The 12,202-nt window shown below is 42.3% G+C and carries 10 protein-coding genes; 3 read left to right on the top strand and 7 right to left on the bottom strand.

Annotated features, from left to right (window positions below; translation table 11 throughout):
* Nucleotides 1–56 precede the first annotated feature (56 nt).
* Nucleotides 57–242, top strand: a complete 186-nt coding sequence (locus ABD894_RS22015) for a DUF6496 domain-containing protein (RefSeq protein ID WP_345213242.1) — start codon at nucleotides 57–59, stop codon at nucleotides 240–242.
* A 55-nt stretch (nucleotides 243–297) separates the two neighbouring features.
* Here ABD894_RS22015 and ABD894_RS22010 read toward each other — a convergent pair whose 3' ends face one another.
* On the bottom strand, nucleotides 298–819 hold the full coding sequence (locus tag ABD894_RS22010) for a hypothetical protein (protein ID WP_345213241.1): 522 nt from the start codon (nucleotides 817–819) through the stop codon (nucleotides 298–300).
* Nucleotides 820–1,350: 531 nt separating this feature from the next.
* On the opposite strand from ABD894_RS22010, the gene ABD894_RS22005 reads away from it, so the two are divergent.
* Together ABD894_RS22005 and ABD894_RS22000 are read left to right on the top strand one after the other, a co-directional pair.
* On the top strand, nucleotides 1,351–4,371 hold the full coding sequence (locus tag ABD894_RS22005) for a SusC/RagA family TonB-linked outer membrane protein (RefSeq protein ID WP_345213240.1): 3,021 nt from the start codon (nucleotides 1,351–1,353) through the stop codon (nucleotides 4,369–4,371).
* Nucleotides 4,372–4,381: 10 nt separating this feature from the next.
* A complete protein-coding gene (locus ABD894_RS22000; RefSeq protein ID WP_345213239.1) occupies nucleotides 4,382–6,079 on the top strand; it encodes a RagB/SusD family nutrient uptake outer membrane protein in 1,698 nt (565 codons plus the stop codon).
* Between the two features lie 174 nt (nucleotides 6,080–6,253).
* Here ABD894_RS22000 and mgrA read toward each other — a convergent pair whose 3' ends face one another.
* The 6 genes from mgrA to ABD894_RS21970 all read right to left on the bottom strand — a co-directional run bounded on the left by mgrA (nucleotide 6,254) and on the right by ABD894_RS21970 (nucleotide 12,172).
* Nucleotides 6,254–7,243: an L-glyceraldehyde 3-phosphate reductase gene (gene mgrA, locus ABD894_RS21995; RefSeq protein WP_345213238.1), complete on the bottom strand. Its 990-nt coding sequence runs from the start codon at nucleotides 7,241–7,243 to the stop codon at nucleotides 6,254–6,256.
* A gap of 94 nt (nucleotides 7,244–7,337) precedes the next feature.
* Nucleotides 7,338–8,636 carry a bifunctional folylpolyglutamate synthase/dihydrofolate synthase gene (locus ABD894_RS21990; protein ID WP_345213237.1) on the bottom strand — a complete coding sequence of 433 codons (1,299 nt, stop codon included), beginning with the start codon at nucleotides 8,634–8,636 and terminating at the stop codon, nucleotides 7,338–7,340.
* 422 nt (nucleotides 8,637–9,058) lie between these two features.
* Entirely contained in the window at nucleotides 9,059–9,871 is an 813-nt protein-coding gene (locus ABD894_RS21985; RefSeq protein WP_345213236.1) for an energy transducer TonB, read from the bottom strand.
* 47 nt (nucleotides 9,872–9,918) lie between these two features.
* The gene (locus tag ABD894_RS21980; RefSeq protein ID WP_345213235.1) at nucleotides 9,919–10,320 is read right to left on the bottom strand and encodes an ExbD/TolR family protein; all 402 of its coding nucleotides are present in this window, start codon (nucleotides 10,318–10,320) and stop codon (nucleotides 9,919–9,921) included.
* Nucleotides 10,317–11,030, bottom strand: a complete 714-nt coding sequence (locus ABD894_RS21975; protein WP_345213234.1) for a MotA/TolQ/ExbB proton channel family protein — start codon at nucleotides 11,028–11,030, stop codon at nucleotides 10,317–10,319. The genes ABD894_RS21980 and ABD894_RS21975 overlap by 4 nt, the downstream gene beginning before the upstream one ends.
* Nucleotides 11,027–12,172 carry an HU domain-containing protein gene (locus ABD894_RS21970; protein WP_345213233.1) on the bottom strand — a complete coding sequence of 382 codons (1,146 nt, stop codon included), beginning with the start codon at nucleotides 12,170–12,172 and terminating at the stop codon, nucleotides 11,027–11,029. The genes ABD894_RS21975 and ABD894_RS21970 overlap by 4 nt, the downstream gene beginning before the upstream one ends.
* Nucleotides 12,173–12,202 lie beyond the last annotated feature (30 nt).

Genomic DNA, 12,202 nt, shown 5'->3' with positions numbered 1-12,202 from the left:
GTATTTTTTGGCAGGAGAATTGCATGCTGTACATCATCTACTTAAATGAAAATGTTATGGCAAAGTATTCAGAAAAAGCGCAGAAAAAGGTTGAGGAAACCATGCACGAAATGAAGGAAGGCAAACTGAAAAGCGGCAGCGGCAAAAAGGTAACCAGTAAAAAGCAAGCCGTGGCCATAGGCCTGTCAGAAGCTCGTAAAGAAGGCGCTAAAGTGCCCAAAAAGAAAAAGGAAACAGTTTAGTAAAAAAGAGCGGTAGTTTATTCAATTGCCGCTCTTTTCGTATCTGATCATCGCATCAGGATTTAACAAAATCTGTAGTTACCCAGGCATCCAATTTGTTTTCGGCATCAAGCTTCAGCAGTTTTTCTACATCGCTGTCTTTTTTATGAGTAGGCTCAGTCTTGTATTTACTGATGAGTGCTTTTATCGCGTATATATTGGCTTTGTTATTGTCAGGCTCGGCCTTATGTTGTAAGGAGTATTTAACATAGAACGACATGAAGGTCATCAGCAGCTTAGGGTTCTTATCGGTAAGGTCCATCAACGGTTTGCTGATGCTAACAGTAACCGCAGGGCTGCCCTCTATCCAATCAAATATAAATTTGGTGGCGTTTGATTGTATTACAACTTCTTTTGTCCACTCGGTTTGTTGCAGCCAGTCGGTCGCTTTAATAATATCATCGTCGTATTTTGCGTAATCCTCTTTGCTCTCTATCTTATAATCGGGCACCTCAAAGATTTGTGCCGATGTGGTAAAAGCCCACAGCAGCATAGCTATCAGTACGCAAAAAATATATCTTTTTACAACGGGTTTCATAACAAGTATCAATTGTGCCATGAAATTATTAACTGCATGACTGCCATGCAAATATCCATGCTGTATTTAACATTAATTAACGCATTTGTCTTATTTATGCCGCTTTGAACCACCTGTTTACGGCAGCCTGCCTTTCTATAGGTTAAATCATATATTGATGGTATTTATTTAACACAAAATTATCTTACAGTAGCCGGATATTTATCTGCTAAAACGGTAAATAGGCCAAAATTTTGATTTTATTGTAATTTTTTTGATACATAATTTATGGTGTTATTTTATCATTATAACTATTTTTTTAGTTTTATTAAACATTGTGTATGAGAAGATTAAATTGCTTCTTTTTTAAGCATTAAATATCATTAAAAGAAATAATATATCTAAAAACGTTCTTTATATTAATCTTTGAGATACTTTTGACTTAAAAGTGTTTTTGCAGTTTAAAAAATTAGCTTTAGGTTAGCGGCCCCAATTAAAACTATTGGTATATCATTTCTGATATGCGATGTTCACCTATTATCGATTTTTTTTATGAAAAGCAGTTTTATCCCGGCGCATGTACCAAAGCGCTGTAAAAATGGTACGTTAAAACCAAGCCCTCACTTAAAGGCATTTTCCATTGTCTTTTTCTTATTTATATGCCAGTTAGTTACCACGCAAGTTTACGCGCAGGGCAAGCAGGTATCCGGTACCGTTATCGATCAAACTAAAGAACCTGTTATTGGTGCTACCATTAAGGTAAAAGGTTTAACCACAGGCGTGGCTACTGATGTTAACGGTAAATTTTCCATCACCGTGCCCGATGATAAAGCCGTGCTGGTGATATCATCAATTGGCTACACTACCAAAGAAGTACCTGTTGGTGCGCAAACTACGCTCAATATCAGTCTGGCTGAGCAATCAAAAAGTTTGAACGAAGTGGTTGTTATTGGTTATGGTTCACAAAAGAAAGGGGAGATCACCTCAGCAACAGGCCATGCTGATACGTCCGATTTCAGGCAAAGCGGTTCGCGTAATGCACTTGACCTTATCCAGGGTAAAATTGCCGGTTTACAAATTAGCCGTAACGGCGGTTCAAACCCAAATTCGGGTGTGGGTATTCAATTACGTGGGGTGGTAACACTAAAAGGAAGTGCCAGTCCTTTAATCGTTATTGATGGTATCCCGGGAGGAAACCTCGATCTGTTACAGCAGGACGATATCGAATCTATTGACGTTTTGAAAGATGGATCTGGCGCCGCCATTTACGGTACAAGCGCTAATGCAGGTGTAATTTTAATTACTACCAAGAAAGCCAAAGAAGGCCCGGCTCAGTTTAATTATTCTACCTATTTCAGAAGAGAGTACCTGGCCAAAAGGCCCGATTTTTTAACTGCCTCTGAGTTTCGTGATAAAATTAATTCGGGCGAACTGGATGCTACAGATAAAGGATACTCAAGCGATTTCTTTAACGATCTGGTAAACAAGAATAACCTTTCGCAAAACCATAATTTATCCCTTCAAGGTGGTTCGAATAAAACTAACTACAGGGCAAGTATAAATTATCGCGATTTGCAGGGCTTTGCCAAGCAAAACGACCGCAGCGAGTATACCATACGCCTAAGTGTTAATCAAAAAGGTTTAGATGACCGCCTTACAGCTCAAATAAACCTGGCCACCAATTACAATAACGCCAACTTGTTAGGCGGTGGCGGCTGGGAAGAGCAGCTGACCAAAAATCCCACTTACTCAAATTTTAATGATGATGGCAGCTATTATTTTGAAACTACCAGTACTAACCAGTTAGCGCGTTTAAACCAGGAGAAATATAAAAGACAGCAACAAACATCATCGGCTGATGGTAAACTTGAGCTGGAAATTATTCCGGGGTTAAAAGGCTCAATTTTTACATCGTACCAGCGTAACAGCTATATCGACGCTATTTACAGGGATGTTAATGGTGAGTTTTCTACAGAGAACGAGATATATAAAAATGGCGGTTATGCAGAGCGTGTAACTTCATTAACACAAAATTTTGCTATTGAACCTACCATTAACTACAACAAAACTTTTGGTGCGCATACTATAGCCGGTGTTTTAGGTTACAGTTACCGGTACAATCAAAACGAAGGTTTCAGTGCCAACAATTACGGTTTTTTGAACGATCTTTTTGAAGATAATAACCTGGGGGCGGGTAGCCAGATACTTGCCGGTAAAGCAGGTATATCCAGTTTTAAAAATGATGATAAGCTGATCGCATTCTTTGGCAGGGTTAACTATACCTATAACGATAAGTATATGGCGCAGTTTATTTTGCGTCGTGAAGGTTCTTCCAGGTTTGGTGCTAACCATAAATGGGGCTATTTTCCGGCGGCATCAGCCGGCTGGACTATCAGCAAAGAGGATTTCATGAAGAATTTAACCTTTGTTAATAATCTGAAACTTCGTGTAGGATACGGTATAACGGGTAACTCGGGCTTTGATAACTATGCATCGCTGGTTACTTTGGGTACGGGTGGTATCTACCTTTACCCTGACGGGGAGTACCGCGAAACTTACGGCCCTAACAGCAACCCTAACCCTAACCTGCGCTACGAGAAGAAACAAGAGTTAAACATAGGTGCCGACTTCACTTTATTCAACAACCGTATAAGCGGTTCCCTCGATGTATTTAAACGTACTACTAAAGATCTGCTGGATACTTATACCACGCCGCAGCCTCCCTATGTACGCGAAACCATTTATGCTAACGTGGGTACAATTTCATCAAAGGGTATTGAGTTGGCGGTTAGCTTCGCGGCCATCAAAAAGCAAGATTTCAGATGGAATATGGACCTGACTGCCAGTACAACTAAAAACACTTTAGATTCTTACTCTGATGATATATTTAAAGTTGAATTTAGAAGGTTTGGTGATATTGGAGGTGCAGGTGATTTACAGCAAGCTATCACTACATACGAAGGCGGCCCTTTAGGTCAGTTTTGGGGTAAAAGATTTGCCGGTTTTACTGATGACGGTAAATGGCTGTTCTATAACCGTAACGGCGAAAAGGTGCGTAATGATCAAATCAACAACTCGCAGGATCGCAGTGTTACCGATCTTGCTCCAATAGGTAATGCTATTCCAAAATATTATGCCTCATGGACAAATACTTTTAATTACAAAGGTTTTGATCTGCGCATATTTTTACGAGGGAAATTTGATTACGATATCCTCAACACCACAGCCATATCTTACGGTAATAAATATGCAAGTAAAACCAACCTGTTAAGAACTGCATTTACCAAGTATTCTCAAATTCAGGATACATTTATGTATTCAGATTATTACCTGGAAAATGGCTCGTTCGTAAAAATTGATGAAATAACTTTTGGTTATACATTCAAGTTGAAAACCAAGTTTATCCGCAATATGCGTGCTTACGTAACCGGGCAAAACCTGGCTACGTTTACAAAATACAGTGGTAATGATCCTGATTTTATCACAGACTCAGGCACAGGCCCGGGGGTTGATAGTCGCGGCCCTTATCCGAGCACACGCTCTTTCTTACTTGGCCTAACCGTTGGATTCTAAACTAATAAAAATGAAATCGATTAATAAATCATTAAAATATATTGTTTTTACAGCAGCTGCATTAAGCCTTAACGCCTGTACAAAACTGGATGAAACTACCTACGATACACTTAACAGTGATAAGTTTTACAATAATAAAAACGAAATTATATCCGCCGTATTAAGGCCTTACACTCACGCTAATGCCTGGGCGACACCATCAGGGCAGGATGGCTGGTGGCGGCCAAGCGAAATATCTGCAGATCAGCTGGCCTGGCCAACCAAAGGGCGCCATGGTGAAGATGGTGGTAAATGGAAAAGGCTTCATTATCACACCTGGACTAACGATGAACCGGGATTGAATCAAGCATGGGTACTAATGTACTGGGGTATTGGTTTATGTAATATTCCTATCCAAAATATTGAGAAACGTGATGCCGCTGCCATTGGTTTAACACAGGAAGAAAAGGATCAGTACGTGGCTGAACTTAAGCTGTTAAGAGCTTATCATTATTTGAAACTGATGGATCTGTTCGGAAATATTCCTATCGTTACTGAATCTCCATCGGAGCCGATACCTACAGATCAGTATCCGGCGAATTCAACACGTAAGGAAGTTTTTGATTTTATAGAGAAAGAGATCAAGGATAATATTGATAAGGCACCTAAACTTACTTCCGGAAAAACACAAGGGCAATTAGGGCGAATGTCTGAAGCTGGTGGTTATGCTATGCTGGTTGAACTTTATTTAAATGCAGAAGTTTGGACAGGTACCCCAAGATGGGATGAATGTATTGCTGCGGCCGATAAATTGATCAGTAACGGTGCAGGCGGGCAAAACGGCCCAATGGCATTGGATAGCAATATCACCGATCAGTTTAAACCGCTTAACAATCTGTCAAAAGAAGTGATTTTTTCTATTGCTTATGAATTTCAGAAAGCAAATTTTCAACCTTCCTGGACTGGTGAATTCTTTCACTTTAACCAAAGTTTAATATATGGCGGTAGCCGTAATGGAAACGATGGGGTGGTGGTAGTACCGGGTGTATATACTACCTTTAATGATAAAGATAAACGTAAGAAAGAATGGCTGCTTGAGGGGCCTCAACTCCGTTTTGATAATAATGAACCTGTAATAGCTACAGGTGGTAATGAGTACGATGGAAAGCCATTAGTATTTGTTGATAATATCCGCAGAAACAAACAGGCGGCTGATAACGGAACAGACCCAGCACAATTGTCATCAACGATGAGCGATGGCGAAGAAAATAGTGGTGTTCGTTTTAACAAGTATAAACTGGGTAACCAGGTATTAGGTTTTGGTGGTATAGCGCCTAACCCTAATTATAATAGTACCGATTGGAACCTGTATCGCCTTACCTGGATATACTTTGCGAAAGCAGAAGCTATTATGCGTAAAAATGGCAACAGTGCCAATGCCGAAGCTGTTAAGCTAATCAACGATTGTAAAAAACGTGCTTACACAACTGCCGACTGGGCTGATGCCGCTTATACGCCATCTACCTTAACTATGGATGAATTATTAGCAGAACGGGGCCGTGAATTCATCTTTGAAGGTTTCCGCAGGGATGATATGATCCGTTTTGGTAAATTCACTACAGCAACATGGTGGGATCATCAGCCAAGCACTAAAACAAGGGAGTTATTTGCAATTCCACAGCAGCAAGTGTCGTTGAATACTAAGCTTAAACAAAACCCGGGTTATTAATTATAACCCAAGTATAAAACAAGAAGGGCGGCCTGCTATGGGCCGCCCTTCTTGTTTTATATACTATTTGTCATTGCGAGGAACGAAGCAATCTCGTAGCTGTGCATGATCGTTCTTTATAGTTCGCGATTGCTTCGTGCCTCGCAATGACACTGGTTTTTAATCAATTTAACCTTATTTCAAAATCTCCTCTATCCTGCTTAATTCTTCGGTACTAAACTGAATATTATCCAGCGCTTTTAATGAGTCGGCAAGTTGTGCGGGTTTGCTGGCGCCTATCAGTACGGTTGTTACGCGGTTATCTTTCAGCAACCAGGCCAGGGCCATTTGGGCTAACGACTGGTCGCGTTGTACCGCTATGTCATTTAATGACTTGATCTGGTTGATACGCTCGGGGGTTACTTGGTCGGTTTGCAAGTGGCCGCTTGATTTGGCTGCCCTTGAATCTTCGGGGATGCCGTGCAGGTATTTGTTGGTAAGCAAGCCCTGCGCCAATGGTGAGAACGGGATACAACCTACGCCTTCTTTTTCCAGTACATCTAATAATCCGCCTTCTACCCAGCGCTCAAACATAGAGTATTTAGGCTGATGGATAAGGCACGGCGTGCCCAGCTCTTTTAATATGCTGATGGCTCTCGCTGCTTCTTCGGCCGGATAGTTGGAGATGCCTGCATACAAAGCTTTCCCCTGGCGAACAATAAGGTCTAACGCTGCCATGGTTTCTTCCAGTGGCGTTTCAGGGTCGGGGCGGTGATGGTAGAAGATATCTACGTAATCTAATCCCATCCGTTTCAGGCTTTGATCTAAACTGGCAACCAAATATTTCTTAGAACCCCAGTCGCCGTAAGGACCATCCCACATGGTATAACCTGCCTTGCTCGAAATGATCATTTCATCACGGTAGCCACGGAAATCCTCTTTCAGGATGCGACCAAAATTCTCTTCGGCCGAACCCGGAGGGGGGCCGTAATTGTTGGCCAAATCGAAGTGGGTAATACCGCTGTCAAAGGCAAGGTGCAGGATTTTCTGAAAATTATCGGAAACATCTACATGGCCGAAATTGTGCCATAAGCCCAGCGAAATTGCCGGAAGCTTGATGCCGCTGTTTCCGCAGCGGCGGTATTCCATATTTTGGTACCGGGTAGGTGAGGGCTGATATGTCATAAACAGTGTATTGGTTTGAGGGTAAAAATAAAGTTTCGAGCTGATTATTCGTAAAAAGATAATGTCACATCGCTGTGAAATAAGAGGGAATAATTTATACCACTTCGGCAACTACAAAAGTACTGCCTCCCACAAATACCAGATCGTTAGCACCGGCTTGTGATTGTGCAGCTTTTAGTGCCGCGTTTACAGAAGGGTAATGCTCGCCATTCAAGTTAAAATCTTTCGCGCTTTGCTGTAAAGCCTCTGCATCCAGTCCACGCGGGATATCCGGTTTGCAAAAATAGTAGGTGGCATCTTTCGGCAGCATGGCCAGTACTTTGGTAATATCCTTATCGTTCACCATGCCTATTACAAAGTGGAGCTTATGATAGCTGATATCCGCAATGTTTTTCAGTACTTCCTCTATACCGTTCGGGTTGTGGCCGGTATCGCATATCGTAAATGGTTCGGTGCTTAACACCTCCCAGCGGCCATGTAAACCGGTAAGGGATTTCACCTGTTGCATTGCGGTTTGTATGTGCTGAGATGTAATGACGAATCCTTGCCTGCGCAATTCATCTACAGCGGTTAGCACCCCTTTTATATTTTTAAGCTGATAACTGCCTGTCAGGTCAACCCGTAACTGGTAGCCTATATCCTCAGTTTTATGGCTTACTATCAGATTTTTAAAGGCATGGTATCCGGATACAGGCGCTGTTTCTTCTTCCACATCCCACAGTTCGGATGCAAATGTGATCGGGGCATTCTCGGCTTTAGCCTTATCCACAAATACAGCTCTTGTTTCCGGTTGCTGCTCACTGATGATCACAGGGATGTTGGGCTTAATGATACCCGCTTTTTCGGCCGCTATCTTCGGCAGTGTGTCACCCAGGATATTCATATGATCCCAGCCTATATTGGTGATTAACGAGAGCAGGGGAGTGATCACATTGGTGGAATCCAGCCGTCCGCCCAGGCCAACTTCAACTACGGCTATATCCACTTCTTCCTTTGCGAAAACATCAAAGGTCAAGGCCACCGTCATTTCAAAAAACGAAGGTTCTATGCGTTCAAAATCTGCCTTATAATTAGCCGCGAAATCGATCACCGTTTGTTCGGATATCATTTGCCCGTTAATGCGGATCCGTTCGCGAAAGTCTTTTAAATGGGGTGAGGTATACAACCCTGTTTTGTAACCCGCGGTTTGCAGTATGGCGGCCAGCATGTGCGAGCTGGAACCTTTACCGTTGGTACCGGCAATGTGTATGCTTTTAAATTTATGCTGCGGATCATCTAAAATTTTGCACAGCGCAAGCGTGTTACTCAGGTCGTTTTTAATGGCAGCGGCACCCAGGCGTGTAAACATGGGCAGCTGGTTATATAGGTATTGGAGCGTATCCTGGTAGTTCATTTTACTGTGAAGATGACCTGCATCTGATGCCCAAAAGTAAGAAAGCTTGCTGTAATTATTTAAGATAAGTGTTGACGACGCATCATTTTAATTTTGCATAGGCTAAACACAAAAAAGCTGTGCCTTTAAATGAATCACAGCTTTGTATATATCATTGGTGTTTGAAAAGACCATAAGGGTTGAAACCCAAGTGACTCTGAAAGTGAAATGTCGCGCCTCAATACCCCAACCACACGCTATTTACTATTGAAAGGCTCTGTGTAACTTCGTGTTTCTTTCTTTGTGATCTCTGTGGTTAATTCTACTGTTTTTTACCACAGAGGGCACAGAGGTTTGCACAGAGTTACACAGAGATTTTATCTATTGTGTGGAGATTTAAAAGCCAAGAGAAACATTGAAGGCGAAGTGGTTAAGGTTATACCTTAGTTCAACTTGAATACGAAAACCACTTTACCTGTTTGTGTATCGGCAGCTGTTTCTGAAGCGTTAATTTTTGAGCGCTTCACCGCGTTTATACATTTTTGAATAAGCGCGTAATCAGATATGGTAGTACCACGACCAGCCTCTGCTTTGGTTACATTACCTTCTTTATCTACCTGTATATCCAATACCACTTTACCGCTTTGCCTGTTACCATCATCAACAGATGGGCGGCTCACAAAGTTACGCTGCGGCATTTCGCTCAGATTCCCGCCATTGCCCGATCCTGTACCATCGTAATTATCGGTGAGGGTAGTGCCTGTCTTTTTACCCTGGTTACCCGGGGTGCTGCCGGTACCATCGCCCTCACCTGTACCATTATTCTTTTTACCCGAATACAGGGCATTTTGGTTAACAGTTGGTTTGCTTTCGGCTTTGGTAGGCTGGGTAGCAACGGTAGTGCTCGGCTTTTTGGTATTAGCCACTACTTCCGGGGCATCTTCGTTATTTTGGGTAACTACCTCTTTATCGCTGTTCTGGGCCTGTACCTTTTCTTCGGTAGGTGGCTCGGGGGTAACTTTATCTGGTTTTGATTTGTTGGCCTTTTCGGCAACTGAAGGTTCTTCGGTGCTCATGTAATCATCGCCCATACCTTCATCAACCGTACCGTAGTTTACCAGTATACCGCCTGTGCCGTCTTCCTCTTTTGGTAAATTATGAAAAACGATAAAATAACTCATGGCAATAACCACAGCAAGTATGATCCCTGTTGCCAGGAACGCCTTTGGATAGTTATTTTCTTCGCGGTAATCCATCTGTTTTTAGTATCAAGTAATTAGTGCCGGGTATCAAGTACCCTTACTTAGGCCTTGGGTTTTGTTGCCAGTACCAGTTTTATGTTCTGTTTTTGTGCTATATCCATTACCTGTACCACATCTTGTATGGCTACGGTTTCGTCTACATGTAAAACAATGGTCAATTCTGTTGCCAAAGTTTTCTTTTGCTGCAAAATGCCTTCCAGTTGATCAATAGTTATTTCCTGCTTATCTACATAATAACGCAGATCTTTGGTTATTGATACTGTTACCGTCTTTTTTGATACCGATTGGCCTGATGATGACTTAGGCAGTACCAGCTTGATCACGTTCGGGTTGGTTACCGTTGACGCGATAAGGAAGAAAAGCAGCAGGAAAAACATGATATCGTTCATGGCCGAAGTATGTACCTCGGCAGATGCACCTCTATGTCTTTTTCTTAAATTCATTTGCTGGGTTCTTCTAACAGGTCAATAAATTCAATCGCGTCGGTTTCCAGTTTCAATATCACTTTATCAACCATCATATTCAATATATGATAACAAATATAAGCTACGATACCCACAAATAAACCGGCTGCCGAAGTAACCATCTTAACATATAAACCACCTGATATAACACCCATACTGATGTTATCGGTTTTCGATATATCATAAAAGATCTTGATTACACCCGCTATGGTTCCCAGGAAACCAAACATGGGCGCAATACCGGCAACTATACCGATGATGCCTATGTTTTTTTCCAGTTTTGATACTTCAAGCTTGCCTACGTTTTCGATAGCGCCTTCAATATCTTTTATTGGGCGACCGATACGTAATAAACCTTTTTGCAGCATACGGCCCAGTGGCGAGTTGCTGTTGCGGCAAATAGCGATAGCCGATTGCAGGTTGCCCGAAATAATGCTCGACCGTACCTGTACCATTAAGTTAGATTCATCTTTTGATGCCTTACGAATGGTAAAGAAACGTTCGAAAAAAATCACCAGACCCAATACCGCTAAAATTCCAATGGGTATCATCACCCAGCCACCTTTTATCAGCAGGTCGCCAAAGCGCAGTTCTTCTGCAGGCACTACAGGCAGTTGCTGCGCGGCACGGTTGGCTGTATCTACCAGTTTGTTTGCTGTATCTGTTATCTGTGCTAATAATAAACTCATTGTTTGGAATTATAGGTTTGTATATATATTTCTTTCTCTTTCACTTTAGTGCCTTTAATAATGGCTTCTAAACCCTTATCAGCTTCTTCGGCAGTAAAGTAAGTGCCTAATGTTATCTTAAATAATTTGCCGCCGGCATGTTGTAATATCCTTGGCTTTAAGCCCATTTTACGGTAATTGGCCATTATCTGCTCGGCCTTATCCTGCGTTTTAAACGCGCCGCCCATTATCTCGTAATGCTTACGGTTTAAGGTATCATTTTTTGGTATGACGGCTGCTGCTGCCTGTGGTTTAACCGCCGGTGTCTTTTTTGCCGTATCCTTGGCCGCTGGTGTTGCGGTTTTAGCAGGCGTTGCTGTTTTTGCCACGGTATCAACCGGTTTGCTTACTGCCTGTCCAGCGGTATCCATTCCTGAACTATCCGCGGTAATGGTATCCACAGCTATAGGCTGCTCCGGTTGCGCGGGGGCTTTCGCTGCCACCTGTTGCTTTTGCTCGCCTGTAAATAACGATGGTTTATACATATATATACCACCAAATATCAATAACAAAATACCGATCACTATCGCGGTGATCAGTAAGGCGCTCATTGGTTTCATTTCCTCGTAAACAGGTAGTACTTCTTCTGCCTGTACAGATGCTTCAGGTTCAGTTACCTGTACCTGCTGCGGTGTTATAGGTGTTGAAGAAATATCCGGAATAGGTTGCGCCGGTTCTGGCTGCTCATTTACCTTACGTAATTGTAACGCGGGGAGGCCTAAAAAAGCAGGATCATTACCCGCGTTATTTTTAGCCCTGAACAAAAAGCCCGATTGCCCTGCACGTAACCAGCCAAGGTTACCTATGGGTGCTTCGCCGTTTAATGCTTCCTGCTTTAAAGCATCAATGTACTTATCGGTAAAAAACTTTGACGACGAAAGCGATATATTCTTTTTGCCGGCTATATATAAGGCCAGCGTATCATCTGCCACATCCTGCGTTGCCTGCTGTTTAAGTTGCAACTCGTTATGTGGCGGATAAAAAGTGTTCTCCTGCTCGTTATAGTAGCCGTTTATACGTACCTGCGTAAAAGAGCCCAACCCGGGCACGTTCACTTCGCCCTGTTGCCCCAGTATTTCGCTTAAATAATAGGCTACATCCATTCTGGCAAAAGTACGTTTAATTATAAAACT

The organism is Mucilaginibacter gynuensis (assembly GCF_039541195.1).
GTDB classification, from domain to species: domain Bacteria; phylum Bacteroidota; class Bacteroidia; order Sphingobacteriales; family Sphingobacteriaceae; genus Mucilaginibacter; species Mucilaginibacter gynuensis.
Note: the sequence above shows the minus strand (reverse complement) of the source record. Positions and strands in the feature narration are given on the sequence as shown.

Bases quoted from the DNA above. Each gene is read 5' to 3' on its own strand.
- ABD894_RS22015 (WP_345213242.1), top strand. From the start codon at position 57: ATGGCAAAGTATTCAGAAAAAGCGCAGAAAAAGGTTGAGGAAACCATG.
- ABD894_RS22010 (WP_345213241.1), bottom strand. From the start codon at position 819: ATGAAACCCGTTGTAAAAAGATATATTTTTTGCGTACTGATAGCTATG.
- ABD894_RS22005 (WP_345213240.1), top strand. From the start codon at position 1,351: ATGAAAAGCAGTTTTATCCCGGCGCATGTACCAAAGCGCTGTAAAAAT.
- ABD894_RS22000 (WP_345213239.1), top strand. From the start codon at position 4,382: ATGAAATCGATTAATAAATCATTAAAATATATTGTTTTTACAGCAGCT.
- mgrA (WP_345213238.1), bottom strand. From the start codon at position 7,243: ATGACATATCAGCCCTCACCTACCCGGTACCAAAATATGGAATACCGC.
- ABD894_RS21990 (WP_345213237.1), bottom strand. From the start codon at position 8,636: ATGAACTACCAGGATACGCTCCAATACCTATATAACCAGCTGCCCATG.
- ABD894_RS21985 (WP_345213236.1), bottom strand. From the start codon at position 9,871: ATGGATTACCGCGAAGAAAATAACTATCCAAAGGCGTTCCTGGCAACA.
- ABD894_RS21980 (WP_345213235.1), bottom strand. From the start codon at position 10,320: ATGAATTTAAGAAAAAGACATAGAGGTGCATCTGCCGAGGTACATACT.
- ABD894_RS21975 (WP_345213234.1), bottom strand. From the start codon at position 11,030: ATGAGTTTATTATTAGCACAGATAACAGATACAGCAAACAAACTGGTA.
- ABD894_RS21970 (WP_345213233.1), bottom strand. From the start codon at position 12,172: ATGGATGTAGCCTATTATTTAAGCGAAATACTGGGGCAACAGGGCGAA.